Below are 26,848 nucleotides of genomic sequence, written 5' to 3'. Positions count from 1 at the left end.
GATTTTGCATAAAATGCAAATTTAATTTTACCATAAGTTTTCTTAATTTAACTTTTTAATATGGAGCTAAGTTGTAAAAGTGTTGCGATTAAAAATTCTTTTTTTTCTATTTTAGAATTCTTTTTTAATTCATATTCGCAATTACAAAGTATCAGAAAGATATTTTTATATTGTGATATTTTGATCATAAGAGCTTGTTTTTGAAGATTTTGTGCCACAGAAATAGGTGGAGCATAGCCTAAAATTTCTTTCAAGTCTAAATTTCCATAAATTTTAACATGTAGTGCAATTTTAAAAAGTCTAGAAAAATTTGCATATAAGGCATTAATCAATACTATTTCATTGTAATTTTCTAAAATACTTTCAAGTTCATTCCTTAAATCTTTTTTTTGCATTAATTTATCAAAAAAACTTTCAAAACTAATAGTACTTAAACTATAACAATGCTCTTGGATGATTTTTTCATCGATATTTAGACCACTAAATTTATTTAACTCATTAGCCGCTAAATATAAATTTTCATTAAAATTATAAAAAAGAGTATAAAGGGCATTTTGAGTAATGTTAATATTTAATTCTTTAGCTTTTAAAGCTAGCAATTCCATGCCTTCCTTAGCTGAATTTACTTTATAAAATCTACAAAAATTATTAGCAAAAATTTTCTCCGCTTCACTTTGTTTGGAGTTTTCATCATAAATTTCAAGTAAAAAATAATTATCTTGCGAATTTTGACAAAGCTGTAAAAGTTGCTTGAGTTCTTTACTTGGGATTTTCTTTTGAGTTTTGATTTCTAGCAATTTTCTTTCGCTAAATAAGGAAGCGCTAGATAAATAATCATATGCTTGCTTAAAATCATATTCTTCAAAATAAAATCTTAAACTCTCATCAAAAGAGTATTTGTCTTTAATAAATTTAGTATAAAGCTCTATTTGGAAATTATCCGCTCCATAAAGTAAGAAATAATTAGGAAAATTATTGCTATTAAGTAAGCTTTGGAGTTGATTTTTATACATTTTGGTTTCTTTCTAAACTAAAATGCTTGGTGATTTTGCCAAAAATTTTAGCACTAACAATATCTACTTCAGTGATTTCTACTTCTATATTTTCTAATAAATTTGCCCTTGAACCTATGATGGTAATCAAAGCTCCCTTAATTTCATCATTTAATTTTACTTGCAATGAACTTTGATTTTCTACCACTAAAGCCTTAAATCTTTTTCCTATATTTTCTTTTGCCCATCTTGCAAATTTTCTATCCATGAAATGCCAAGCAACTTTATCTGCTTCTCTTTCTAATAAGCTTAATTCCTCGCAAGTACTTTGTATGTTTAAAAGCAAATAATTAAACATTTTTTCATCATTGTTAATTTTAGCTTTTAAAAGTCTATGTAATATAAGATCAGAATATCTTCTAATAGGACTTGTAAAATGGGTATATTTATCAAAACCTAAGCCAAAATGCCCTGCATTTTCACTAGAATATTCTGCCTTTTTTTGCGCTTTGATGATGAGCTTATCTACTTCTTCTCTTATATTTAGCTCATTTGCTAAGACTTGAATGTCTTTAAATAATTCTATGACATTATTTTTAGGATTAATATCTATACTAAGTGTTGAAAGATCAGCTAGCAATTGATCTATTTTTTTATAATCAGGACTTAAATGATTTCTAAAAACTCCTATATCAATGAGTTTTGCTGCAGCTTTATTAGCTAAAAGCATGCAATCTTCGATTAAATTATGCGAAGCAGTGTCATTTTCAAGGCGTGTTTTTATGAGTTTATTATTTTCATCTAAAGTCATTCTTAGCTCTTGGGTTTTAAACTCACAAGCATTTTTTAATCGTTTTTTTCGTAAATTTTGAGTGATTTTGAAAACCTCATAAAGCCAATTGATTGCGCCTAAATCTTCTTGCTTTTGTAAATACTCATCAACTTCATCGTAATTAAAACGGCGTTTTGAGTTGATAATAGCTTCAAAAAGCTCTTCTTTAATCACTTCATTGTTTTGATCTAAGCTTATTTTAAAACAAAATGCTAATCTATCTTTATTAGGTTTTAGTGAGCAAATATTTTCACTCAAAGCTCTTGGTAACATAGGTATAGCAATATGAGGAAAATAAATCGAAAAACCCCTTGATCTTGCTTCTTTATCAATGGCACTATAAGCATGCACATAAGCACTTACATCAGCTATGGCTACATAAATAGCATGCTCATTTTTATCATAATAAATTGCATCATCAAAATCTTTTGCATCAATTGGATCAATGGTACAAAAATTTAAATTTCTAAGATCTTTTCTTGATGGATACATGCTCGCATCAACTTCATTTCCATAAGCTCTTGCTTCATTTTCACATAAATTATCAAAAACTGCATTTTTATTAAAAAGTGCTAAGGAAATTTTTTCATCTACAAAATCATCATCAATATGCCCTATCACTTCAGTGATATTATTATCATGATTTTCTATTTTTAAAATAGTTCCTAAAGGTAGAGTTTTTAAGGATTTTTGAGAGGCTTTTAAGGCACATGTGAGTCCTGTTTGAATATTTACTCCAAGGACTGCTTCGCCGTATTTTTTAGTTATAACCAAAGAAGTTTCATGGGCTCTTTTAAGTATTAAAATAACTTTAGCACTTGGACGCTTTTTTTTAAGAGGAAGTAATTTTGCCACAACTATGTCAGCATAATTTGCTCCTTTTAAATTTTTATTTTCTATGAGCAAATCACGCTTAAAAACAGGATCAAAACTTTCTAAAAATCCCGTTCCATTAGCTGAAATATCAATCTTACCAAAAGTAAAGCCATCTTTTAAATAGTATTTGTTTTTATAAAATTTAATGATATCACAAGTTAGCAACTCTCTAATGATTTGCTTGCTTTTATTGGTAATTTCATCAGCATTTAGACCATAGCTTAGTTGATTAAATAATTCTTTCATAATACTCTTTATAGTAATTTTTCAAAACTTAAATTTTATCATAAAAGGATTAAATTTATATTTTTTAGTTATAATCTTTGCTTTAATTTTAATTTTAGGAGTGCATAATGGCTGTGTCAATTTATTATGATAAAGATTGTGATATTAATTTAATAAAATCAAAAAAAGTAGCTATTATAGGTTTTGGCTCTCAAGGTCATGCTCATGCTATGAATTTAAGAGATAGTGGTGTAGAAGTGATCATAGGCTTAAAAGAGGGTGGGCAAAGTTGGGCAAAAGCTCAAAAAGCAAATTTTATAGTAAAAAGTGTAAAAGAAGCTACTAAAGAAGCAGATTTGATTATGATTTTAGCTCCTGATGAAATTCAAAGTGAAATTTTTAATGAAGAAATTAAACCTGAATTAAAAGCAGGTAAAACTTTAGCATTTGCACATGGATTTAATATCCATTATGGACAAATTGTTGCTCCAAAAGGTATAGATGTGATTATGATAGCTCCTAAAGCTCCAGGTCATACTGTAAGACATGAATTTAGTATAGGCGGGGGTACTCCTTGTTTAATTGCTATCCACCAAGATGAAAGTAAAAATGCTAAAAATTTAGCTTTAAGTTATGCTAGTGCTATAGGTGGTGGTAGAACAGGTATTATAGAAACGACTTTTAAAGCTGAAACTGAAACAGATTTATTTGGCGAACAAGCGGTGCTTTGTGGAGGACTTAGTGCTTTAATCCAAGCTGGTTTTGAAACCTTAGTTGAAGCAGGGTATGAACCTGAAATGGCGTATTTTGAGTGTTTACATGAAATGAAATTAATTGTGGATTTGATTTATCAAGGCGGTATTGCTGATATGAGATATTCTGTTTCTAATACAGCTGAATATGGAGATTATATCACAGGGCCTAAGATTATTACCAAAGAAACTAAAGAGGCTATGAAAGGTGTTTTAAAAGACATACAAAATGGAAGTTTTGCTAAAGATTTTATCTTAGAAAGAAGAGCAAATTTTGCAAGAATGCACGCAGAGCGTAAATTAATGAATGATTCTTTGATAGAAAAAACAGGACGCGAACTTCGCGCTATGATGCCTTGGATTAGCGCTAAAAAATTAGTTGATAAAGATAAAAACTAATTTGAAAACTATAAATAAAAAATACAAAGTGCTTCTAGCGCTTTGTCTTATTGTGTTTGGAATTTTTCTTTTTGCATTTGGAGCTTTATTTTTAAAAAAAGAAGAAAATAAAGGTTTAGATTACAATCAAACAATAAACAAAAAAGAACCATTACCTATAATAGAACAAGAAAATAATTTTAGTTTTAATGATATAAATTTGACTTTAGAAAATGAAAATTTAGAATTTTTAGATAAAAATATTAGTGAAATTTTAAATTTAAACCCTGTAAATACAGAGTTAAATCAAACTAAAGAAGATAATCAAACTTCAATTTTAGAAGTAATAGATCAAAATACAAGCAAAGAATCAAAAAATGAAGAGCAAAATATATCAGATAAAAGCGAGGATAACAAAACTCAAATTCTAGTACAAAAAAATACCAAGCCTCGTCTAGCAATTATTATAGATGATATGGCAAGTCACATTCATGTAGATATGCTTAAAAAAACAAATTTAAAATTAATCCCATCTTTTTTTCCACCTGATAAACGCCATCCTTATACAGCTGAGTTTGCAAAGGATTTTGACTTTTTTATGGTGCATTTGCCTCTTGCTGCTATAAAATATGACAAGGCAGAATTAAACACTTTACACCCTAGTGATGATATAGAAAAAATAAGCAAGCGCGTAGCTTTTGTAAAAGAACAATTTCCAAAGGTAAAATTTATTAACAACCATACAGGAAGTTTATTTACTGCAAATAAGCAGGCTATGGAAAAATTATTTAATGCTTTTAAACAAAATGATTTTATTTTTGTAGATTCAAGAACCATAGGAAATTCTAAAGCTAAAAATTTAGCAAGTCAATTTAATCAGCCTTATATAGCTAGAGATGTTTTTTTGGATAATGAAGATGATATAGCATATATTAAAAATCAACTCAAACAAGCAGTAGAAGAGGCAAGAAAGAAAGGTTTTGCTATAGCTATTGGTCATCCAAGAGAAAAGACTTTTAAAGCTTTGGTGCAAAGTAAAGATTTATTAAATTCAGTTGAACTTGTATATTTAAATGAAATTTATTGAGAATATTGAAGATTTTAAAAATCTTTTAAATCCACCTTCAAAGATTTATTATAAAGGCAATTTGGAGCTTTTAAATGCTAGAAAAGTAGCTATTATAGGTTCTAGAAAAATGAGCGTTTATACTAAAAATTGTCTCATTGAGTTAGTATCTTTGTTAAAAAAGACTAAGGTTTGTGTAGTAAGTGGTGGGGCTTTGGGTGTGGATATCCAAGCAGCTAAAATAGCTTATCCTCAAACTATAGCCATATTTGCTAATGGACTTGATGAGATTTATCCAAAAGCTAATACAAATGAAATTTTAAATATTTATGAAAATGCATTAGCTTTAAGTGAAAATGAAGCAAAATATAAAGCAAAGCCATATGATTTTTTATTAAGAAATAGGCTTATTATTGCTTTAAGTGAGGTTGTTATAATAGCTCAAGCTGATTTAAAAAGTGGTTCTATGCAAAGTGCAAGGCTTGCTTTGAGTATGAATAAACCTATATATGTATTACCTCATAGGAAAGATGAAAGTGAAGGAACAAATTTACTTTTAGCCGCAAAAAAAGCAAATTTAATTCATAATTTTGAGGAATTTGCAAAAATGTTTGGAGAGCTTTATCAAGAGCAAAGTGAGGATGATTTGTTAAGCTTTTTAAAGCATGAAAATGATTTAGAAAAAGTTTTGAAAAAATTTGGTGATAGAGTTTATGAATATGAACTTGAGGGTCTGGTGGAAATTTCTGGAGTGAAAATAAGAGCTTGCATATGAATACTTTAGCGTTAGATATAGGTTTAAAGCGTATTGGTGTTGCTTTGTGTATTAATAAAAGCATGGCCATGCCGCTTGAAGCTATCATTAGAAAAAACCGCAATCAAGCAGCAAATGAGGTAAAAAAATACATTAAAGACTATGATGTAAATACTTTGGTGGTAGGAATTCCTTTGGGCGGATCTAGTGAAGACGAAATGCGAAAAAGAATAGAGCATTTCATATCTTTACTTGATTTTGATAAAGAAGTTTTTTTTGTTGATGAGAGTTTTAGCTCTAAAAACGCACAAGAGCTTGGTGTAGTGAATTTAAAGAAAAAAGATGGCAAACTTGATTCTTTAGCTGCATATTTATTTTTAAAGGATTTTTATGGCCTTGCTTGATTTAAATACAGCTTTAGATGAAATTTATACAAAAGAGCAAAAAGAACAAATCCTTCAAAGTTTTAATCAAGAAAAATATGTCAATATTTTTAGAAATTCTTTGCTTATTGACAATGAAAAACTAGAAGAAATTCTAAATGAAAAAAATATAAAATTTGAAAAAATTGATTTGTATTGTTATAAAATACCTAGTATTTTTAAAAGCAAATTAAGCTCAATGAATGCTTTTAATGAGGGTAAGTTTTATATACAAAATTATTCTTCGTATTTATGTACTAAAACTTTGGGTGTTAAAGCTGGTGAGAGTGTATTAGATATGTGTGCAGCTCCTGGTGGAAAAAGTTTAAATTTGGCCAATTTTATGCAAAATGAGGGTTATTTAGCAAGTTGTGAATTATCTAAAACACGCTTTTTTACCTTAAAAAAAACTATGGAAAATTATCAAGTTAAAATTGCAAAATGCTTTTTAAAAGACGCACGCACTATAGGTAAAGCTTGTCCTTTGAAATTTGATAAAATTTTGCTTGATGCGCCTTGTTCAACTTTTGCAAAAATGGGTTTTGAAATACAAAAAAACACAAAAGAAATTAAGCAAATAGCAAATTTACAAAAAAAACTTTTACATTCAGCATTACTAGCCTTAAAACATGGTGGGGAATTGGTTTATAGTACTTGTACATTTTTAAGAGAAGAAAATGAAGCTGTTTTAGAAAATGCGTTAAGAAGTGAAAATTTTAAATTAGAATTACTAGATTTTGATTTATTAAATGTTAACTTCATTAATGCAAAAAGTGATGATTTTGACTTGTCATTTGCCAAAAGAGTTTTACCAGATAATTATGCAGATGGGTTTTTTATAGCAAAAGTGAAAAAATATTAAAAATCAATAAAATTAAATGTGAAAAATATTTTTACTCATAAAACTTAAAGTGCTATTTTTAGATACTTAGAAGCTAAAATCACATCGTGAAACTCTTGTGAATAAAATATTGAAATTTTGAAAACTTAAATTAAAGAAGTGGTAAATAACTAAAATAAAATATATTAAAGATAAATAAGCACGAGGCTTATTTATCTCTTAAATTTAATTCGCTGATTAATTTAGAATAAGCTTGATAATCTTTTCTTTTTAGATAAGATAAAAGTCTTTTTCTTTGACCAACAAGCTTTAAAAGACCTAAACGAGAAGAAAAATCTTTTTTGTAGATTTTTAAATGTTCTGTTAAATCTGAAATTCTTGCACTTAAAAGTGCGATTTGAACTTCTGGAGAACCAGTATCTCCTTCTTTTCTAGCAAATTTTGCAACTATTTCTGCTTTTTTAGCCGAATCTAAAGCCATAATAGACCTCCTGAGCGGTATTTAAAATAAAAAGTGCAATTATAACTAAAAAAACAAAAAAAATGCTGAAATTTGAAAAATAAGAAATTTAATATTTAACAACACATATTTTTGATATAATTAAAATTTTTATTTAAAGTTAAAAATAGATATTGTTTATTAATATTTTAATGAAAGGAAAAAAGTGTTATTTACCAAAGCTAGCGAATATGCTTTATTGTCTTTAATTCATATAGCAAAATCCCAAGAACCACAAGATGTAGATACTATGTCAAGTGTTTTAGATATACCAAAAAGTTTTTTGGCGAAAATTTTACAAGTACTTGCCAAAGACGCACTTTTGAAATCTTATAAGGGTGCTAAAGGTGGATTTATGCTTGTTAAAAAGCCAAGTGAATACACTTTAAAAGAAATTATTAATAGTGTAGAGAAAAAATCTATCAATGTATTTGAGTGCAGTAATGGAATTTGTCCTTCGCAAAAAGAAGAAAATTGTAAAATTATGCCTGTGTTGGTGAAGCTTCAAAATAAGATAGATGATTTTTTAGTTTCTATTACTCTAGAGGATATTATTCAAAATAATGGCTAAAAGGGATATTTTTAGCTTAGTATTGCCTTGGATTGCTCCACTTGTTGCACCTATTTTAAAGGCAAAGAGTCTAACTATAGTAGCTGTAATTATTGCAATTTTAGCTATTATTATAGTACCTTTACCAAGTATAGTTTTAGATTTTTTTCTTGCTTTAAGTATAGCAATTTCGGTTTTAATTATTTTAATTTCTTTATATATACCAAAGCCTACGGATTTAACAACTTTTCCAACTATGATTTTAATTATCACGCTTTTTAGACTTTCACTTAACATAGCTACAACGCGTATGATTTTGAGTGAGGGTCATCAAGGACCAGCTGCTGTTAGTGATATAGTGGCAAGTTTTGGTGAATTTGTTGTTGGCGGTAATTATGTTATAGGTATGGTTGTTTTTTGTATTTTGGTTTTAATCAATTTTATGGTTGTAACTAAAGGTAGTACAAGGGTTTCTGAAGTTCAAGCAAGATTTACCCTTGATGCAATGCCAGGTAAGCAAATGGCTATTGATGCGGATTTAAATGCAGGTTTGATTGATGAAAAAACTGCACGCGCAAGACGCCAAGAAATCATAGCTGAAGCAAATTTTTATGGAGCAATGGATGGTTCTTCTAAATTTATAAAAGGGGATGCTGTTGCTGGGATTATTATCACCATTGTAAATTTAATTGGTGGGTTTATGATAGGTTATTTTCAGCATGATATGGAGCTTGGAGAATGTGCTTCAACTTATACTATATTAACAATAGGCGATGGACTTGTTTCTCAAATTCCTGGACTTATAACTTCAACGGCAACTGCAATTATCATCACGCGTGCTAGTAAAGATGAGGATAATTTTGCTGAAGGTTCTATCAATCAGCTTTTAGGGGAATACAAAACTTTATTAATTGTAGGCTTTGTTTTATTTATATTTGCTTTAGTACCAGGCTTGCCACATTTTTCTTTGGGCTTTATGGCTTTGGTGTTTTTAGGACTTGGTTATATGATAAAGCAAGTGCAAGAAGGTAAAATTCAAATCAATGCAATTTCAGCTAAAAAGTCTCAAGAAACCCATGAAGAAGAACAAGCTAAACCTCAAAAACGCAGCGAAGAAGAAATCTTAAAAGAAGAAGAGAATAAAATCACAGATATTTTAAAATTAGAAATTTTAGAATTAGAATTAGGTTATGGACTTATCAAACTAGCAGAAAGTGAATTAACAGAGCGTATTAGATCAACAAGACGCAATATAGCTCAAAGTTTAGGTTTTTTAATGCCAAAAATTAGAATTAGAGATAATTTGCAATTAAAACCAAATGAATATACTTTTAAACTCAAAGGTGTAGGTATAGCTAGTGCTGAAATTTATCCTGATAAATATCTAGCTATGGATAGTGGTTTTATCACTGAACCTATCGAAGGTATAGCTACTAAAGAACCTGCTTTTAATTCTGATGCTTTGTGGATAGAATCATCTTTAAAAGACGAGGCAACGCTGAATGGTTATATTGTAATTGATCCAGCAAGTGTGATTTCAACCCATATGAGTGAGCTTATAAAAGCTAATGCTTCAGAGCTTTTAACTAAACAAGAAGTGCAAAATTTATTAGATAAAATCAAAAATGATTATCCTATCGTGGTAGATGATTGTTTAAGGGTTGCTAGTATAGGTTTAATTCAAAAAGTTTTAAAAGCTTTACTTAAAGAGCATATTCCTATTAAAGATATGCTTACAATTTTAGAATCAATTAGTGATATAGCTGAAGTAAGCAAGAGTTTGGATATGATTATTGAGCATGTAAGGGCTTCTTTAGCAAGAGCAATTACAAATTTATATGTGGATGAAAAAGGGCAAATTAGCTTTTATATTTTTGATGCAGCTGCAGCTGCAAAATTAATGGAGCATGTGCAGTTTAAAGATGGTTCGTATCATTTAATGATAAATGTAGCCCAAACTGGTGCTTTAGTAGAAGCTTTAAAAGCTGAACTTGCAAGTGTGGCAAATACAAGAATTAAACCTTTCTTGCTTTGTGTTGAGCCACAACTTAGAAAATTCATTGCTGATATTTGTTCTAATTTTGGTATTAATATTACAGTTTTAAGTTTTGCTGAGATTGCAGAAAATACTAAATTTGAAACAGAAGGTATCATAAAAGTTGATAATTTATAAAGGAAAAATATGAAAATTTATCATCTTTCACATACGGATTTAGATGGCTATGCTTGTCAGTATGTGCTAGATTTTTATTTTAAGAATTGTTATTTTTATAATTCTAATTATGGTAAAGAGATTAATGAAAATTTTAATGTGATTTTTAAAAATATAGAGGAAGATTTAAAGCAAAGTCCTAATGAAGAATTTGTGATTTTAATCACAGATTTAAATTTAACATTAAGTCAATGTGAAGATTTTCAAAAAGCCATAGAAGGAAAAAAAATTAAGCTTTTACTTTTAGATCATCATCAAAGTGGCTTAGAATGTATGCAAAAATATCCTTGGTATTTTTTAGATGATAAAAGATGTGCTACTAAGATTGTTTATGATTTTTTTAGTAAATGTTATGGCGAAAATAAGGCTTTGTCAGAATTTGTAGATGTGGTAAATGCAGTAGATATTTGGTTGAGTGAAGATGAGAATTTTGAACTTGGAAAAGTACTACTTGGTATGGTTTCTGGAGCAAAAGAAATCAATAGAGTAATGTTTGCACAAGAAAATATCAAATATCTTTTTTATCTTTTTGATGTTTGTAGAAAATACATTCATCAAAAAAATGCTCATATTAATTTAGATGATGATTTACATGGCTTAAAAAAATCTTTTTTTAAAAAAGAAAATGATGATACTTTAAGCAATTTAATTTCTAAATTTATAGTAGAAAGACTAAGTGTAAATAAAGAAAAATTTAGTGTATTTTATAAAGGAAGTAAAGGTTTATTAACTTCAAATATAGGCAATACTTCCGTAATTGGAAATGATTTTTTAATGCAAAATCCTGATTTTGATTTTTTTGTTGATCTTAGTTCGAGAAAAACCTTAAGTTTTAGAGCAAATAATAAAATCGATGTGAGTTTGATGGCTAAAAGCTTGGTCAATGGGGGAGGGCATAAAAATGCTAGCGGAGGATTATTTGCTGCGTATAAAGATAGCTCTAACTATGATTTCATAAAAGCACAATTTGTAGATTTAATTAAAAGTAAAGAATTAAAGGAAAATAATGAAAATAAATCATGATTTTAAAGAAGAAATAGAAAATTTACAATATGAATTAAGCATAGTTTTAGAAGCAATGCTCTTGTTTGCTGGGGTAAAAAGAGTAAAATTAGAAAAAGCAATTGGAGTTTATATTGATTGTATTGATGAAGTTTGTCATAATACCCAAAAAGAAGGAGTTGATGAGATCTTAGAAGTAGTGGAGTACTTAAAAATTCATCATAAAGATTTATTTGAATGAAAAATTTATTATTGCTTTTTATAGGAATTTTTTCTTATGCAAATATCTATGAAGATTTAAGTGATTTTGCTTACAATAAGCAAAACACGCTAAATTTAAGCTCAAGTCAAGCTTTATTGTTAGAATACAAACAAAACAAACAAGCTTGCGCGGATATAGTGCTTACTAAAGATAAGGCTTTCGTGGTTAAATTTTATCCACTGTGTGAAAATTTAAACGAAAAAAATCTAAATGAATACTTAAATACGCAATTTATAAGTTTATACACTAAAGATTTATCAAAACTAAAAAAAGAAATTGCTGATATTAAAAATATTATGCGTGATTTTATGATTTATTATACCTTGCATCAATCTTTTGCAAATGAAATTAAGAGAATGAGTAAAAATGATAAATTACAAGCGTATGAACTAGATGAGAAAAAAGGTGGAAAAATTCTCTACAAGGTCAATAATCAAGCTTGTGTAATTTTTGATTTATATTTAGATGAAAATTTGCAAGCTAGTATGCAAGTAAGTGGAATGGAAAATTTGGATAAAACTTGTATGGAGTTAATCTCATCCCCTGATTTTAAAGACTTATCTTTCACAAAAGAGGGTATGAGAAAATATAAATTAAAAAACTAGTCTAAAAAATCTTAAATAATATAACTTTAAAATTCTACTTAAAGCCATTTTTTTTCTTTCTATATTGGAAAACACATAAGCTTCAAGATCTTGCTTTTCTCTTAAAGTAAGATTTTTCATTATTATAAACCTTTTAAAAAATATTGCTAGACGCAATTATATTATCTTTTCTTTTAAAAAAACTGAAAAATAAGTTTTTATATATTATATATAAATGGCTAAATAAACTTTAGTTATATAGACTAAATAATTTTAAATATTTTTATTTAAAAATAACTTGACATTATTATACTAAAGTTGTATAATTATTTTGTCACTTAAAAACATTGAGTGCTAAAATAAAAAATTTAAGGTTTTATAGTGAAGTCTTATAGTAAAAAAGATTTAATTTTAAAAACTATCATTGAAACCTATCTAGAGGGTAATAACCCTGTGGGTTCTAATGAGTTAAATCATAAAGTTAGCATACCTGCTTCTACTATAAGAGTTTATTTTAAAAAATTAAGCGATGAGGGTGTATTAACGCAACTTCATATTAGCAGTGGTCGCATACCAACTTTTAGTGCTATGAAGGCTTATTGGTATGAGCAACTTTGCGAAGATGAGATTGTGATTAACGATCTTGCATTATTAGAGTTTTTGCTTGATAAGTTTGAAATTTATACCTTAGTTTATGGTGGCGATGAGCTTATTTTACAAGATATTACCAAGGTTAATGATAAATTTATCATACTTGATTTTGGACAAAATGAGTTGGTTTTAAGATTTAGTCAGGATAGTCTGGTTTTCTTACAAAGACTTATAGGACTTGATCTAAAAAGTATTGAAAATTTAGCTTTTAGAGTTGAGTTTAAAGAGTTATTGGAAAAAATAACTATGCTAAAAAAGGCTATGGTTTATTATAGATATAATGAGAGTAAAGCTTATCAAATTTATCAAAATGATGAATTTGCTAAGCTTTTATCTCCTCAAATTGGATTTTATTTTAACGATAAATTGCAATTTGATCCTTTATTTGAAGAGGGCTTTATGGGATTAAAGCTTAAGAGTACATTTTTAGGCAAAGAATCTAATGTGGTTTTTGCCGGTAGTGTGTATTCTGATTTTAAAACAATGTTAAATATTATAAAGGAGGCTGCGTGAGCGAAGAAAAGCAAAATGAGCAAATGCAAGAAGAAGCAGTGGAAAATTCAGAAAATCAAAACAATGAATTAGAAAAACTTCAAGCAGAGTATAATGAGTTAAAAGATACTTATTTAAGAGCAAATGCTGAATTTGAAAATATCAAAAAAAGAATGGAAAAAGAAAAAATTTCAGCAACAATTTATGCAAATGAAAATTTTGCTAAAGATTTGCTTGATGTAGTTGATGCATTAGAGGCGGCTATTAATGTAGAAGCTAATGATGAATTAAGTTTGAAAATAAAAGAAGGGGTTCAAAACACTTTAGACTTGCTTTTGAAAAAACTTGAAAAACATATGGTTAAAGCAATAGAAGCAAATGGTGAGTTTGATCCAAATTTACATGAAGCGATGTTTCATGTTGAAAGCGCCGATCATGAAAGTAATCATATTGTCCAACTTTTACAAAAAGGTTATATGATGAATGATAGAGTAATTAGATCAGCAAAAGTTAGTGTTGCAAAATAAAATTTAATAAAAAGGATAAAAAAATGGCAAAAGTTATAGGTATAGATTTAGGTACAACAAATTCTTGTGTGAGTGTATATGAAAGAGGCGAGAGTAAAGTTATCCCAAATAAAGAAGGTAAAAACACTACTCCTTCAGTAGTTGCTTTTACAGATAAGGGAGAAGTTTTAGTTGGAGATAGCGCTAAGCGTCAAGCTGTGACTAATCCTGAAAAAACTATTTATTCTATAAAAAGAATTATGGGTTTGATGATCAATGAAGAAGCAGCAAAAGAAGCTAAAAATCGCTTACCTTATCATATCACAGAGAGAAATGGGGCTTGTGCGATTGAAATAGCAGGTAAAATTTATACTCCACAAGAAATTTCAGCAAAAGTTTTAATGAAATTAAAAGAAGATGCAGAAGCTTTCTTGGGTGAAAAAGTAGAAGATGCGGTTATTACTGTTCCAGCGTATTTTAATGATGCACAAAGAAAAGCTACAAAAGAAGCAGGACAAATTGCAGGATTGAATGTATTAAGAATTATTAACGAACCAACTGCAGCAGCTTTGGCTTACGGACTTGATAAAAAAGAAAGTGAAAAAATTGTAGTTTATGATTTAGGCGGTGGTACATTTGATGTTACTGTGCTTGAAACAGGTGATAATGTTGTAGAAGTTTTAGCAACAGGCGGTAATGCATTTTTAGGCGGTGATGATTTTGATAATAAATTAATTGACTTTTTAGCAAATGAGTTTAAAGATGAAACAGGTATTGATCTTAAAAACGATGTAATGGCTTTACAAAGATTAAAAGAAGCAGCTGAAAATGCTAAAAAAGAATTAAGTTCAGCTAATGAAACTAATATTAATTTACCATTTATCACAGCTGATGCAAGTGGTCCAAAACACTTAACTAAAACTCTAACAAGAGCTAAATTTGAAAGTATGATTGATGGTTTAGTTGCTGAAACTATTAGTAAAATTAACGAAGTAGTAAAAGATGCAGGACTTGATAAAAGTGAAGTAAAAGAAATCGTTATGGTGGGTGGTTCTACTCGTGTTCCACTAGTACAAGAAGAAGTTAAAAAAGCCTTTGGAAAAGAGCTTAATAAATCAGTAAATCCTGATGAAGTTGTTGCAATTGGAGCGGCGATTCAAGGTGCGGTTATTAAAGGTGATGTTAAAGATGTATTATTGCTTGATGTTACTCCGCTTTCTTTAGGTATTGAAACTTTAGGTGGTGTGATGACTAAAATCATCGAAAAAGGTACAACTATACCAACTAAAAAAGAGCAAGTTTTCTCAACTGCTGAAGATAATCAAAGCGCAGTTACTATCAATGTTTTACAAGGTGAGAGAGAATTTAGCCGTGATAATAAATCTTTAGGAAATTTCAATCTTGAAGGAATTCCACCAGCACCTCGTGGTATGCCACAAATTGAAGTAACTTTTGATATTGATGCAAATGGTATTTTAACAGTTAGTGCAAAAGATAAAGCTACAGGTAAGGCTCAAGAGATTAAAATCACAGGTTCAAGCGGACTAAGTGAAGAAGAAATCAACAATATGGTAAAAGATGCAGAGCTTCACAAAGAAGAAGATAGAAAACGCAAGGAGGCAGTAGAAGCTAGAAATGCTGCTGATAGCTTAGTACATCAAGTAGAAAAATCTTTAAGTGAGCTTGGAGATAAAGTAGGCGATGGTGATAAAGCAAATATTCAAAAAGCTTTAGATGAGTTAAAAGAGACATTGAAAAATGCTAATGCTTCTAAAGAAGAAATCGAGGGCAAAATGAAAGCTTTAAGTGAAGTTTCTCATAAATTAGCAGAAAATATGTATAAAAAAGAAGAACCAAATGCTCAAAAGAAAAAAGACGATGATGTAATCGATGCTGAAGTTGAGTAAAAACTAAACTAGAAGCCTTGTTGCTTCTAGTTTAATCAATATATTTTTTACAATCTTCCTTAAAATAATTTCTATCAAATCTTGCAAAATTATCATTATTTGGCACTTTATAACATTCGCTGAAATTTTTAGCCTTAAGAATTTTGATATAAAAACTAGGAATGGCTATGTTGTTTTTAATGCGTTTTGGCTTATCATCATAAAGTACTAAATTTAAGACTTCTAATTCTTTATTTTTCTTTGCTAAATATCTTTCTCTTTGTTCGATTTCATTCCAAATTTCTGCATTAATATCTTTTTTTTGCGGAGTGATATTGCTCATTAAAAAAGTGCTAAGTTGGGCTTGTGGGGTTGCATTCATGGATTGATTTGGCACGACATGTCCTCTTGTATAACCACTTCTTAGATAATCCTCCCAATAAGTTCTATACTTTTTAGGAATATTGGTATCATCTTTAAATTTTGGGCGTTTTTTGATGTGTCCTTGATTTAAAATTTTAGCTTCTAGTTTATAAGCAATTGCTTTAGTGCCTTTATAATTATAATCATAACAATTAATATAATAATATTTATCCATTAATAAAGAGCAGTCTTTAAAATAAGCTTTAAAGCTAGGATGTAATTCATATTGAGTATAAGCAAAAGAGCTTAAAGCTAAGGCGCAAAGTGTTAAAACTTTTTTCATGCTAAAAGCTTTCTTACCATTTCATTAAGTCTTTTACCATCAACGCTTGCACCAAAAGCTGTTTTAGCTTCTTTCATCAAAATACCTTGTTCTTTTAAAGAGCTAATTTGTAGTTTTTCTATAAGTTTTTTTAGCTCACTTTCTAATTCCTCATCGCTAAGTTGTTTTGGTAAATAAGCACTTAAAATAGCTACTTCTTGGAGTTCCTTTTGTGCTAAATCTTCTCTAGAACCTTTGCTAAAAGCAAGTGCAGCTTCATTTCGTTTTTTAATCTCACTCGCAATGATTTTATATATTCTTTCATCATTAAGTGTGATTCTCTCATCAACTTCTATTTGTTTAAAGCTAGCATTAAGTGTTCTTAAAGTGTTTCTTTTAAAATCATCTTTATTACGCATAGCTTCTTTGATATCTTCTAAAATTTGATCTTTTAAACTCATTTTTTCTCCTTTAAAATTTGATATTTTTAAAATGTGCTATACACACACCTTCTCTAACACCATCATCAATCACAATGAGCTTTTGCTTATTAAATAAAGCAAAAAGTATCATTGAGCCTGCTATGAGGTATTTTTTTCTATTTTCTCCAAGATAAATTTTAGCTTTTTCTTGTTCTAAATTCCAAATTTTTAATGCAAAATCAAAAAAATCTTTGCGTTTGAGTATTTTACCATTTACACTTTCTTCTAGGTAGTCTTTGTATTTTATGTTTTGTTTATAAGCACAAAGTGTGGTAGGTACTCCTGAATTTAGTATGAAAAAATTTCCTTTTAATTTTATATCTTTACTAAGATTAAAAGCTTTTAAGGCAAGTTGCTTTAAATGCGCAGGGTAGGGGCTTAGATGAATTTTTAATTTTTCATCTTTAATACGCACAAGATTTTGTGGATATTTTTTAAAAAATCTTACATAAACACTTGGTTTTATGGCTTTAAAATGCATTCTTTCATAAAAACTAATGATTCCAAAATCATAACTTTTGCTAAATTTATCATTTGAAATTTCACAAGAAGCACCGCCCAAATCACAATAACTTAAGTCTTTTCTAAAAAGTTTAAGAGCTTTAAGACGCTCTTGCATACCTAAAATGCTTAGTTTTGCTTCGGTTTTTGCATCGATTAATTTTATATCAAGTTTAAATTCTTTTTGAATTTTTTCAAAAATAAGCTTAGTATTTTTTGCTTTTCTAAAAGCAGCTGTGGCGACTGCTTTAGCTTGACTTAAGTTATAATTTTTTTCTTTTAAGATTTTCAAAGCGCTAAAAATTCTTTCTATAGCTTCATCACTAATGGTGTCATTTTGCATATTTTTAGCTGCTCCTATGATAAATTCTTCGCTTTTTAATTTATTAAAATTCTCATCCATCAAAACAGCTCTCAATGTATTTGAACCCATATCAATACCTAGCACTAGCTCTCCTTAAAAAATTTAAAGTATAATAGCAAAAAACTTATAAGGAAAACTTATGCTTTTAGGGGTTAATATCGATCATATAGCAGTTTTAAGAGAAGCTAGAAAAGTAAATGATCCTGATTTGCTTGAAGCTGCGTTTTTGAGTGCAAATTTAGCTGATCAAATCACTATCCATGTAAGAGAAGATCGTCGTCATGCTAATGAGTTTGATTTAGAAAATATCTTAAAATACTGCAAGTGTGTAGTGAATTTAGAATGCTCTATTGATATGATAGAATATGCTTTAAAATACAAACCCTCGCGCGTTACTTTAGTACCTGAAAAAAGACAAGAGCTTACAACAGAAGGTGGTTTAAATTTAGACAATAAAAAACTACAAGAAGCCATTAATGCTTTAAAACAAGAGCAAATTGAAGTTTCTTTATTTATTGATCCAAATTTAGAAGATATTAATAAATCATCTTCTTTAAATGCTGATTTTATAGAGCTTCATACAGGATTGTATGCTAATATTTATAATGCATTATATACCAATATCAATCAAACTTCTTATGCATTGCCTGAATTAATTTTAAGTAAAAATGAACTCAAAAAGCTTTTAGAAAATGAACTCCAAAGATTAAAACAAAGTGCGAGTTTGGCTAAGGGTTTAAATTTAAGAGTGGCAGCTGGTCATGGGCTTAATTATAAAAATGTAAAAAATATTGTGGATATTTTAGAAATAGAAGAGTTAAATATAGGTCAAAGCATAGTAGCAAGATCGGTTTTTGTAGGCTTAGAAAAAGCTATATTGCAAATGAAAGCTTTGATTAAAAGATGAAAAAAATTGCTATTAGTATAGGAGATTTAAATGGTATAGGTATGCAAATTTTATTATCTTGTCATGATGAGCTAGTAAAAATTTGTGAGCCATATTATTTTGTGCATTATGAATTATTTCAAAAAGCAAATAAACTTTTAAAAATAAATCCTAAATCTAAAATCAATTTAGTTGAAATTTCTAATGCTTCAAAACCACATTTTGCCTTTAAAGAAGAAAAAGAAAATTTTTTAATTTATGAGTTTTCATATCAAGCTAATAAAATTATTGATTTTGATTTTGAGTTAAATCCTGCAAATTTAGACGCTAAAAGTGGAGCTTATTCTTTTTTAAGTTTTGAAGGAGCTAGTTATTGCACGCATTTATTTTTAGATGCTTTAGTAACTTTACCGATTAATAAAAAAACTTGGCAAATGGCAGGAGTGAGCTATAAAGGTCATACTGAAGCACTAAGAGATTTTTTCAAACAAGATGCTATTATGATGTTAGGGTGTGATGAGCTTTTTGTGGCTTTATATACTGAGCATATGCCTTTAAGAGATGTTTATAAAGAAATTAAGGCTTTTGAACTTGCGAAATTTTTAATTAATTTTTATCAATGCACTTTATTTGAAAAAATTGGAGTTTTGGGTTTTAATCCTCATGCAAGCGATAATGGCGTAATAGGTGGAGAGGAAGAGCAAGAAATAAAAAAGGCTATAAGAATGGCAAATGTATTTTTAAAAGATCATGCATTAAATTTACAAAATTTAGAAAATGAATATTTTTTAAGTCAAAAAGAAAAAGAGTTTTCTTATAAGGAAAATATTTTTTTAAGTGAGCCTTTAGTGGCCGATAGTGCTTTTACTCCTTTTGCATTAAGTAAATGCAAGTATTTAGTCAGCATGTATCATGATTTAGCCTTAGCACCTTTAAAAGCTTTGTATTTTGATAAAAGTATTAATGCGAGTTTAAATTTACCCATAATTCGAACTAGTGTTGATCATGGAACAGCTTATGATAGGGCTTATAAAAATGAAAAAATAAACTTACAAAGTTATATGCAAGCAGTAAAATCTGCTTTACAATTTTTACAAATCAAAGAAAAAAATAAGTAAAAGTTACTAAAATATTCTTAAAATAATTTCTTAAGGAGAATGCTTGAGTAAAGACAATACCATTGCATTTTTTATTTTTATTGTAAGCGTTTTGTGTTTTTTTGTTTGGGGTTATAATTACATTCCTAATAATTCCATGATATTATTTATTCTTGCTAGTGTATTTGGAATTTTTATGGCCTTTAATGTTGGCGGTAATGATGTTGCAAATTCATTTGGCACTAGCGTGGGAGCTAAGACAGTTACTATTAAGCAAGCTTTAATTATTGCAGCAGTATTTGAATTAAGTGGGGCTGTGTTTGCAGGTGGGGAAGTAACTAATACTATAAGAAGTGGTATAGTGGTTTTACCAGATAGTGTTGATCCTATGGTATTTGTATGTGTTATGCTTTCAGCTTTGCTAAGTTCAGGTATTTGGTTATTTATAGCAACAAAAAAAGGACTTCCAGTTTCTACTACTCATAGCATTATAGGTGGTATTGTAGGTTCAAGTATAGCTATGGGGTTTGTATTTTTTGATCAAGACCAAGCTTTTTCTATGGTAAATTGGAATGGTATTTATAAAATAGCTATGAGTTGGGTTATTTCTCCTTTACTTGGTGGACTTGTGGCGTATTTAATTTATGCTTATATTTATAAAAAAATACTTCAACCTTCGGCTTTGATTAATATGCAAATAAAAGAAATTAAAAAAGAAAAAAAAGAGTTTAAAGAAAATTTTTTTATCAATTTAAAAAACAAAAGTCAAGAAGAGCAAATTAAAGAATTAAGTGCCATTGTTTTAGATGATGATGAAAAAAGAAGTGAATATAAGTTAAAAATTAAAGAATTAAAAGAAAAAGAAAAAAATATAGATGTTTTTTCTAAAATGAAATTTCATGTTCCTTTGGTTGCAGGGATAGCTGCTTTAATAATAGCGTCAATGTTTTTATTTAAAGGTTTAAATAAAGTTTCTACTTTAGATATGGTGCAGAATTTATGGATAGTTTCTATTATTTCTATTTTTGCTTATATAGTTACTTTGGCTGTTGTAAGATTGATGAAAAAAACTGAAGTAAATAAAACTATAGAAAAGATTTTTTCGTGGTTTCAAATTTTTACTGCTTCTAGTTTTGCTTTTTCGCATGGAGCTAATGATATAGCTAATGCTCTTGGGCCATTTGCTGCGATTTTAGATGTGCTTAAAAATAATACCATTAATCCAAGTTCGCCAGTGCCATTTGCTGTAATGCTTATGTTTGGTATAGCTTTGGTTATTGGACTTTGGTTTTTAGGTAAAGAAGTTATTCAAACTGTTGGTTCAAAACTAGCAGAAATTAAGCCAACAACAGGCTTTAGTGCTGAACTTGGTGCAAGTATTGTTATACTTTTAGCAACTCAACTTGGAATTCCAGTTAGCTCAACCCATATTTTAATCGGCGCTATTTTGGGTATAGGGGTGTTTAATAAAGATGCTAAATGGGGTATGATGAAACCTATTGGTTTAGCTTGGGTTATTACTTTACCAGTTGCTGGAATTCTTTCAAGTATTATTTTTGTAATTTTTGTAAATATAATCTTATGAGTTTAAACTCATAAGATATTTTTTAGCTTCATTTAAATTAGAGCTATTTATAAAATAATCAATTTTTGCAGGTTTTTTATATACTTTATCATAATATTCAAAAAGCATTTTTACACAAAGTTCTAAATTATTTTCTTCATAATTTTTACAAAGTCTTAATTTAAAATCCTTGCTGATATAAGGTGATATTTTTTCAACGCATTGATAAAATACTTTTTTATCCATTGGAGTATAGTTTTTTAAAACTCTTTGAATGCGTAAATTTATATCACACTCGCACCAAATTTTCTTAGCTTTTTGCATACTATTGTATAAATTTAGTGGGATAGTTAAATTTCCAATTTGTCTGCTTTCAGCTTCTATAAAACAAGTTTTGTGAGTATAATCTTTTAGAAAATAAAACAACTTATCTTCAAAGGCTTTTTGGCTTGGTTGTTCTCCATAAATTTTACCAAAACTTGATCCTTGGTGGTTAGCTAGTTTTTCTAAATTTAAAGCATTATTTAAAGTTTCGATTAAATCACTTTTACCACTTGCTGTATTACCACAAAGACATAAAAACTCAATATTTAAATCTTTCCTAAAAAACTCACTCACATAACTTCTATAGGCCTTGTATCCACCTTCTAATCTTACAACTCTATAACCAAGTTCAGCTAAGATTAAAGCAATAGCTTTTGATCTTTTACCACCTCTTGCACAATAAATTCCCACCAAAGAACCTATTTTATAATTTTGATAAAGTTTATTAATATGTTCACTCATATTTTTACAAATATAACTTGCACCTTTTGCTTTAGCTAAGCCTTTATTTTTCTTATAAAGTGTGCCTATTTCTTCAAATTCATTATCATTTAATGCGTAGTAATTTTGCGCAGATTTTATATGAGCAAGTTTGTATTCTTTGGGACTTCTTACATCAATTAAAAGATCAAAATTAAATTTTAAAAAATTTTCAAAATCAACTTCTTTATACATAATCTTTAAAAGCTTTGCATAAGGTGGTATAAACTTTTTCCAAATCACTCCCACAAACTCTAGTTTGTCCTATGGTAGTGATAAAATTTGTATCCCCTTGCCATCTTGGGATTAAATGATAATGACAATGCGGCGCTATGCCAGCTCCTGCTGCACTGCCTAAATTCATACCTATATTAACACCCTTGGCATGAAAGTTTTCTTTTAAAATTTTAACTCCAATACGCACAAAATGGCTAATTTCTAGCCATGTATCATTATTTAAATCTTCTATATTTTCTAAATGCTCATAAGGGATAATCATGAAATGACCCGGACTATAAGGGTATTTATTCATAATGCCAAAACATTCTTTAGCTCTAAAAATTACCCCAAGTTTTTCATCTTCATTGAGTTCATACTTACAATGACAAAAAGGGCAAAAATTTTTATCTTTATTATTAAAATAAACATCCCTCCAAGGTGCGTATAAATACTCCATCAACTCTCCTTTATGCAAGCATGTAGATTTTTGATATTTTTACTTATAAGAGCTTTATTTTTTGGTATCAAAGGTAATAGTTTTTCATCTTCTAATAAAAAAATTCTAGCTCCTGCTAAAATAGCATTATTAAGATCGCTTTTGCTTTCAATATAAAAAATGGCCTCTAAGCCAAGATGTATTGTAAAATTATAAAGTTTTTTTAGTTGCATAGTTTTTAGCATTTTAGGAAATACAATAAACGCATCAGCCCCATATACTAAGCTTTCTAAAATTTGATATTCATCAAAAATAAAGTCAAATTGCACAATGGGTTTTTCATGATAGCGTCTAAAAAGACTTAAATTTTGTATGTCTTGATTAAGCAAAGGACTTGTTGGTAAAACGATAGCATCAAAATTTTCATGATTAAAATTTAAATCTTTGGAGTATAAAAAATGCGAAAGTTTTCTTTCAAGCAAAAGTGTGTAAATATCTTTAGGATAAAAAGCATTAGAAGCTAGGCTTCTGCCTAGCATATCATAAGGAAAAATTTCTTTTTTATTTTCTAGAATTTTTTGTGTTTTTGAAAAATGATCTTTTAAATCTATTGTTTTAAACATTTTTCAATGGCCTTTAAGTGATCTTTGCTTTCTTGGGAATTTGCAAATTCTTTATCGTGGAATGTTTTTTGTAAAATTTCATAAGCTTTTTTGCAATTTTTAAGTTTATAATAGCCCCAAGCTAAAGAGTCTAGGTAGTAAAGATTTTGTGGTTCTTGTTCAAGCGCCCAGCCTACTAATTCTATGCCTTTTGCAATATCAATATCATATTCGATTAAGGCATAGCCATAGTAGTTTTGATATAAAGCATCGCTACGCACATCTACACTTTGTTCAAATTTTTTCATAATAGAAGCTAGAATTTTTGGATCTGTGATTTTTTTACTTTTAGAATCCATATAAATTTCAAATTCTAAAACCCCTGCCATAGAAAGGTATTTTTTATCTTTGCTAAGTTCATAATGTTTTAAAGCTATTTCGTAAGCTTTTTTATAATTTTTTGTTTGTGTATATAAGAAAATTTTAGTATCAGGATCTATGTTGTATTGTTGGACTAAATTTAGAGCTTGTTTATAATTTTTTTCTTGCACTAGTAATTCTATCATAGCATATATATATTTAATATCATTGTTGAGTTTATATAGTTTTTCAAGGGTTTGAATGCTTGCCTTATTGTTTTTTTGCTCTTGATAAATTTTTAAAAGTAGGGTGCATGTTTTAAGAGTGCATTGTGAATTTTTTACAAATTCTTCTAAAGCTTTTTTAGCTTGATCAATATTTTTATTTTTAATATTAATTTCAACTATTTTAAGTAATAAATTTTCATGTTCAAAAAGCTTATAAGCAAGATTGTATTGCTCTAAAGCTTTGGTGTATAAAGCTTTTTTAGCAAAAATATCACCTAGTATTTCATAGTTTCTATAATCTTGCTCTTCTTTAATGAGTTTATAAAGTATAGTTTCGGCTTGTTTATAATCTCCTATTTCAGAAAAATGCAAAGCATTTAATCTTGCAATAGCTGTATGATTTAAAAATTCTTTAGAGGCTTTTAAAAGTTCATCTTTTTGTTTTAAGTTAGCACCCAAAGCTAAAAGCAATGCTTTTTGTAAATAGATACTTTCATTATTTTCATGAAATAAATTTGTATAAATATCACATGCTTTTTGAAACTGTCCATGTTCTTCATAAATGAGTGCTTGTAAGATTTTATCTTCGCTTTTAGCCAAAGCAAGGTTTGTTAGGATAAAAACGATAATTAGTGAAAGCAAACCCCTATACATTCTTCTTTCAACTCCTCTTTGTGTGTTTTAAAATACTCCCAAAATGGAAAAGTTTTACATTGTTTTGGTCTATGCTTGTAAATTAAACATTTTTTATACATTGTATCAAAAAAAATACAACGATAGCCATTTTCATGCTTTACTTCTTTAAAACTATATTTAAATCCAACTTTGATAAGGTATTGTTCTTTAAAGGCTTCAAAGTTTAAATTTAAAAAAGCAGCAATAGCTTCTAGCTCTTCTTTGCTAGCATAGATATATCCACTTTCTCCAATGCAGCATTTTCCACCGCATATTTTACAAGCATTTTCATCAAAAGAATAATCAAAGTCTTTTTTATATATCATAGCTTATAGTTCCTGTATTTTCATAAATTTCACTAATTTTTGGATTTAAAACATTATTTTCATACATAAAAAGCGTAGGCATTATCACACAAGGGCTTTTATTATTTTTTTTAATATGCATTAAAACAAGCCTTGCATTAGTTTGTGTATTGGTGTGAATGCATTGAAGAGAAACTAGCTTTAATTTAAATTGCTTTAAAGAAGCACAAATTTCATCTAAAAAACTTGCCTCATAGCACATAAAAAAACTACCATTTGGCTTGATTAAAGTATTTATTTTAGCAAACATCTTCTCAAGTGGCATAAATTCTTGATATCTTGATATACATAAATGTAAATCTTGGCTTTTTTGTGTATTTTTTTTATAAAATGGAGGATTAGAGATCAAAAAATCAAATTTTATATCACTTTTATAGTTTAAAAAGTCTTCGCAAATGCTTTGAATTTCAAGTTTATTTTCTTTAGCATTTTTATAACTTAGTTTGATATTTTGCTCTTGAATATCTAGTAGATAAACTTTTGAATTTGGAAATTTTTGCTTTACTAAAAGTCCTAAAATTCCACATCCACATCCTATATCAAGGATATTTCCTTTTAAGTTATTTTTAGATAAAAAGTCAAAAAGCAAAAGGCTATCATTATTATAACGATAGCCTTTTGAATATTGAAAGAGTTTTAGCATTTATAAAGATGATCGCAGATTTTAAATGAATCATTTAAACCCACTACAATAGAAGCTCCGTTTTTACTCGCTATATCACCTGCGATAAATAATCCTTTTACATTGCTTTCTTTATTTTCATCAAAGCTTGGCACACCTTTTTCATCAACTTCTATAGAGCATTTTTGTAAGAAATCAAGCGGGGTTGAACCACCAATAGCATAAATAATGCGATCATAAATTTCACTTGTATTGTTAGTGAAATTTACTTTAGCTTTACCATTTTCATCTTCAATACCAGTTATATCTATGCCGAGTTTTGCTTTTACACTGCCTTGCTCAAAAGCTTTTTGAATATCTTCAAGATTAATATCATTTAATCTTGAGAAAGTTTCTCTTCTATAGCAAAGTGTAACATCGTTATTTTTAGCTAAATCTATAGCGTATTCTGCTGCTGAATTTCCACCGCCTACAACTAAGATTTTTTCATCTTGGCTTGTTGAATTTGCATTAAAATTGATGATTTTAGTTAAAGTTATAGGTAAAGTATAGTTTGGTTTATTTGGCTTACCCATTCTACCTATGGCAATAACTGCATTTTTACAAATATAATTTTCATTTGCAGTGCTAACTATGAAATTTTCTCCATCTTTTTTAACACTTTCAACTTCACTAGAAAGCTTTACTTCAAGATTGTGCTCTTTAATGGCATTTTGGAAAGTTTCTATTGTGCTTTCTCTAGTTCCATCTTCAAAATTTATATGCCCGTGATTTGTGCTATCACAACCTTTATAAGCTTTGTCTACTCTTTTGCCTTCTTTGTAAAATTTTACTAAGGTTTGACAAATCGCATCAGCTTTTTCTAAAACAATAACTTCTTTATTTTTTATTTTAGCTTCTACTCCCGCTGCAATACCTGCAGGGCCAGCACCAATAACTACCATATCAAAAATTTTCATTATTTCCCTTTTTTAATTTTTAGTTTATGTAAATGTATCAAAAAAACAATAATAAAAAATAAAAAACAGAAATTATTTTTATTTTGTAAATAAATTTTTTATGCTTATAAATTATTAAATTAATAAAATTTTATAATAAAGTAGATTAAAATGTGTAAAAAATATATTATTATAATATTTTTTGCATAAAATCACTTATATAAAAGCAAAAAAACATA

Annotated in this window: 30 protein-coding genes; 16 read left to right on the top strand and 14 right to left on the bottom strand. The window is 28.4% G+C overall.

The features are described 5' to 3' along the window. Window positions 1–47: 47 nt before the first annotated feature. Both holA and L8W57_RS00355 read right to left on the bottom strand, forming a co-directional pair. Window positions 48–1,013 (bottom strand): DNA polymerase III subunit delta, encoded by a 966-nt coding sequence (gene holA, locus L8W57_RS00360; protein WP_133318790.1) that lies wholly within the window; start codon window positions 1,011–1,013, stop codon window positions 48–50. Next, entirely contained in the window at window positions 1,006–2,946 is a 1,941-nt protein-coding gene (locus L8W57_RS00355) for a VacB/RNase II family 3'-5' exoribonuclease (protein WP_263661808.1), read from the bottom strand. Before L8W57_RS00355 ends, holA begins: the two co-directional genes overlap by 8 nt. 107 nt (window positions 2,947–3,053) lie before the next feature. Between L8W57_RS00355 and ilvC the strand changes: the two genes are divergently transcribed. The 5 genes from ilvC to L8W57_RS00330 are packed head-to-tail and all read left to right on the top strand — an operon-like array spanning window position 3,054 to window position 7,159. Further along, window positions 3,054–4,076 carry a ketol-acid reductoisomerase gene (ilvC, locus tag L8W57_RS00350; RefSeq protein ID WP_012661655.1) on the top strand — a complete coding sequence of 341 codons (1,023 nt, stop codon included), beginning with the start codon at window positions 3,054–3,056 and terminating at the stop codon, window positions 4,074–4,076. Between the two features lie 10 nt (window positions 4,077–4,086). After that, entirely contained in the window at window positions 4,087–5,142 is a 1,056-nt protein-coding gene (locus L8W57_RS00345) for a divergent polysaccharide deacetylase family protein (RefSeq protein WP_412175276.1), read from the top strand. After that, the gene (locus tag L8W57_RS00340) at window positions 5,129–5,896 is read left to right on the top strand and encodes a DNA-processing protein DprA (RefSeq protein ID WP_133318792.1); all 768 of its coding nucleotides are present in this window, start codon (window positions 5,129–5,131) and stop codon (window positions 5,894–5,896) included. Before L8W57_RS00345 ends, L8W57_RS00340 begins: the two co-directional genes overlap by 14 nt. Then, window positions 5,893–6,279, top strand: coding sequence for a Holliday junction resolvase RuvX (ruvX, locus tag L8W57_RS00335; RefSeq protein ID WP_220567240.1), 387 nt, complete (start codon window positions 5,893–5,895; stop codon window positions 6,277–6,279). The genes L8W57_RS00340 and ruvX overlap by 4 nt, the downstream gene beginning before the upstream one ends. Continuing rightward, a complete protein-coding gene (locus L8W57_RS00330) occupies window positions 6,266–7,159 on the top strand; it encodes an RsmB/NOP family class I SAM-dependent RNA methyltransferase (RefSeq protein WP_133318794.1) in 894 nt (297 codons plus the stop codon). Before ruvX ends, L8W57_RS00330 begins: the two co-directional genes overlap by 14 nt. A gap of 187 nt (window positions 7,160–7,346) precedes the next feature. On the opposite strand, the gene rpsO is transcribed toward L8W57_RS00330, so the two are convergent. Continuing rightward, on the bottom strand, window positions 7,347–7,619 hold the full coding sequence (gene rpsO / locus L8W57_RS00325; RefSeq protein ID WP_012661650.1) for a 30S ribosomal protein S15: 273 nt from the start codon (window positions 7,617–7,619) through the stop codon (window positions 7,347–7,349). Window positions 7,620–7,803: 184 nt separating this feature from the next. Here rpsO and L8W57_RS00320 point away from each other — a divergent pair, with 184 nt between their 5' ends. From L8W57_RS00320 to L8W57_RS00300, 5 genes are read left to right on the top strand one after another with little or no spacing between them, the layout of a single operon-like run. Then, on the top strand, window positions 7,804–8,208 hold the full coding sequence (locus tag L8W57_RS00320) for an Rrf2 family transcriptional regulator (protein WP_133318795.1): 405 nt from the start codon (window positions 7,804–7,806) through the stop codon (window positions 8,206–8,208). Beyond that, the gene (gene flhA, locus L8W57_RS00315) at window positions 8,201–10,360 is read left to right on the top strand and encodes a flagellar biosynthesis protein FlhA (protein WP_133318796.1); all 2,160 of its coding nucleotides are present in this window, start codon (window positions 8,201–8,203) and stop codon (window positions 10,358–10,360) included. The genes L8W57_RS00320 and flhA overlap by 8 nt, the downstream gene beginning before the upstream one ends. A gap of 9 nt (window positions 10,361–10,369) precedes the next feature. Next, complete coding sequence (locus L8W57_RS00310; protein ID WP_133318797.1) at window positions 10,370–11,422, top strand: DHH family phosphoesterase; 1,053 nt, start codon at window positions 10,370–10,372, stop codon at window positions 11,420–11,422. Further along, window positions 11,406–11,642: a hypothetical protein gene (locus L8W57_RS00305; RefSeq protein ID WP_263661806.1), complete on the top strand. Its 237-nt coding sequence runs from the start codon at window positions 11,406–11,408 to the stop codon at window positions 11,640–11,642. The genes L8W57_RS00310 and L8W57_RS00305 overlap by 17 nt, the downstream gene beginning before the upstream one ends. Continuing rightward, window positions 11,639–12,268 (top strand): hypothetical protein, encoded by a 630-nt coding sequence (locus L8W57_RS00300; RefSeq protein WP_263661805.1) that lies wholly within the window; start codon window positions 11,639–11,641, stop codon window positions 12,266–12,268. Before L8W57_RS00305 ends, L8W57_RS00300 begins: the two co-directional genes overlap by 4 nt. Here the strand turns inward: L8W57_RS00300 and L8W57_RS00295 are convergent. After that, window positions 12,257–12,388 (bottom strand): hypothetical protein, encoded by a 132-nt coding sequence (locus L8W57_RS00295; RefSeq protein WP_256374638.1) that lies wholly within the window; start codon window positions 12,386–12,388, stop codon window positions 12,257–12,259. The genes L8W57_RS00300 and L8W57_RS00295 overlap by 12 nt on opposite strands. Before the next feature lie 240 nt (window positions 12,389–12,628). On the opposite strand from L8W57_RS00295, the gene L8W57_RS00290 reads away from it, so the two are divergent. From L8W57_RS00290 to dnaK, 3 genes are read left to right on the top strand one after another with little or no spacing between them, the layout of a single operon-like run. Continuing rightward, entirely contained in the window at window positions 12,629–13,411 is a 783-nt protein-coding gene (locus tag L8W57_RS00290; protein WP_263661804.1) for an HrcA family transcriptional regulator, read from the top strand. Then, the gene (grpE, locus tag L8W57_RS00285; RefSeq protein WP_263661803.1) at window positions 13,408–13,917 is read left to right on the top strand and encodes a nucleotide exchange factor GrpE; all 510 of its coding nucleotides are present in this window, start codon (window positions 13,408–13,410) and stop codon (window positions 13,915–13,917) included. The genes L8W57_RS00290 and grpE overlap by 4 nt, the downstream gene beginning before the upstream one ends. A 23-nt stretch (window positions 13,918–13,940) precedes the next feature. Continuing rightward, window positions 13,941–15,803: a molecular chaperone DnaK gene (dnaK, locus tag L8W57_RS00280; protein WP_263661802.1), complete on the top strand. Its 1,863-nt coding sequence runs from the start codon at window positions 13,941–13,943 to the stop codon at window positions 15,801–15,803. A 31-nt stretch (window positions 15,804–15,834) separates the two neighbouring features. Here the strand turns inward: dnaK and L8W57_RS00275 are convergent, their stop codons facing one another. The 3 genes from L8W57_RS00275 to L8W57_RS00265 are packed head-to-tail and all read right to left on the bottom strand — an operon-like array spanning window position 15,835 to window position 17,898. Continuing rightward, entirely contained in the window at window positions 15,835–16,488 is a 654-nt protein-coding gene (locus L8W57_RS00275; protein WP_258107532.1) for a DNA/RNA non-specific endonuclease, read from the bottom strand. Then, window positions 16,485–16,928, bottom strand: coding sequence for a GatB/YqeY domain-containing protein (locus L8W57_RS00270; RefSeq protein WP_263661801.1), 444 nt, complete (start codon window positions 16,926–16,928; stop codon window positions 16,485–16,487). The genes L8W57_RS00275 and L8W57_RS00270 overlap by 4 nt, the downstream gene beginning before the upstream one ends. Before the next feature lie 10 nt (window positions 16,929–16,938). Next, window positions 16,939–17,898, bottom strand: coding sequence for a Ppx/GppA family phosphatase (locus tag L8W57_RS00265; RefSeq protein WP_263660948.1), 960 nt, complete (start codon window positions 17,896–17,898; stop codon window positions 16,939–16,941). Window positions 17,899–17,953: 55 nt separating this feature from the next. On the opposite strand from L8W57_RS00265, the gene L8W57_RS00260 reads away from it, so the two are divergent. The 3 genes from L8W57_RS00260 to L8W57_RS00250 are packed head-to-tail and all read left to right on the top strand — an operon-like array spanning window position 17,954 to window position 21,382. Continuing rightward, on the top strand, window positions 17,954–18,721 hold the full coding sequence (locus L8W57_RS00260; RefSeq protein WP_263660947.1) for a pyridoxine 5'-phosphate synthase: 768 nt from the start codon (window positions 17,954–17,956) through the stop codon (window positions 18,719–18,721). Next, window positions 18,718–19,818, top strand: coding sequence for a 4-hydroxythreonine-4-phosphate dehydrogenase (gene pdxA / locus L8W57_RS00255; protein ID WP_263661800.1), 1,101 nt, complete (start codon window positions 18,718–18,720; stop codon window positions 19,816–19,818). The genes L8W57_RS00260 and pdxA overlap by 4 nt, the downstream gene beginning before the upstream one ends. Before the next feature lie 43 nt (window positions 19,819–19,861). Continuing rightward, window positions 19,862–21,382 carry an inorganic phosphate transporter gene (locus L8W57_RS00250; RefSeq protein ID WP_133318806.1) on the top strand — a complete coding sequence of 507 codons (1,521 nt, stop codon included), beginning with the start codon at window positions 19,862–19,864 and terminating at the stop codon, window positions 21,380–21,382. Here the strand turns inward: L8W57_RS00250 and mnmH are convergent. From mnmH to L8W57_RS00215, 7 genes are read right to left on the bottom strand one after another with little or no spacing between them, the layout of a single operon-like run. Further along, entirely contained in the window at window positions 21,377–22,360 is a 984-nt protein-coding gene (gene mnmH / locus L8W57_RS00245) for a tRNA 2-selenouridine(34) synthase MnmH (RefSeq protein WP_263659103.1), read from the bottom strand. The two genes, L8W57_RS00250 and mnmH, sit on opposite strands and share 6 nt — an antisense overlap. Then, window positions 22,353–22,841 (bottom strand): HIT family protein, encoded by a 489-nt coding sequence (locus tag L8W57_RS00240; RefSeq protein ID WP_263661799.1) that lies wholly within the window; start codon window positions 22,839–22,841, stop codon window positions 22,353–22,355. Before L8W57_RS00240 ends, mnmH begins: the two co-directional genes overlap by 8 nt. After that, entirely contained in the window at window positions 22,841–23,443 is a 603-nt protein-coding gene (locus tag L8W57_RS00235; RefSeq protein WP_263661798.1) for an indole-3-glycerol-phosphate synthase TrpC, read from the bottom strand. Before L8W57_RS00235 ends, L8W57_RS00240 begins: the two co-directional genes overlap by 1 nt. Beyond that, entirely contained in the window at window positions 23,428–24,663 is a 1,236-nt protein-coding gene (locus L8W57_RS00230) for a tetratricopeptide repeat protein (RefSeq protein WP_263661797.1), read from the bottom strand. Before L8W57_RS00230 ends, L8W57_RS00235 begins: the two co-directional genes overlap by 16 nt. Beyond that, window positions 24,639–25,010, bottom strand: a complete 372-nt coding sequence (locus tag L8W57_RS00225) for a YkgJ family cysteine cluster protein (RefSeq protein ID WP_263661796.1) — start codon at window positions 25,008–25,010, stop codon at window positions 24,639–24,641. Before L8W57_RS00225 ends, L8W57_RS00230 begins: the two co-directional genes overlap by 25 nt. After that, on the bottom strand, window positions 25,000–25,638 hold the full coding sequence (locus L8W57_RS00220) for a tRNA1(Val) (adenine(37)-N6)-methyltransferase (protein ID WP_263661795.1): 639 nt from the start codon (window positions 25,636–25,638) through the stop codon (window positions 25,000–25,002). The genes L8W57_RS00225 and L8W57_RS00220 overlap by 11 nt, the downstream gene beginning before the upstream one ends. Window positions 25,639–25,685: 47 nt before the next feature. Then, window positions 25,686–26,630: an NAD(P)-binding domain-containing protein gene (locus tag L8W57_RS00215; RefSeq protein ID WP_263661794.1), complete on the bottom strand. Its 945-nt coding sequence runs from the start codon at window positions 26,628–26,630 to the stop codon at window positions 25,686–25,688. Between the last annotated feature and the right edge of the window lie 218 nt (window positions 26,631–26,848).

Source organism: Campylobacter sp. IFREMER_LSEM_CL1890 (genome assembly GCF_025772045.1).
Taxonomy (GTDB): Bacteria; Campylobacterota; Campylobacteria; order Campylobacterales; family Campylobacteraceae; genus Campylobacter_D; species Campylobacter_D lari_D.
This window is presented reverse-complemented; position numbering and strand designations above follow the sequence as displayed.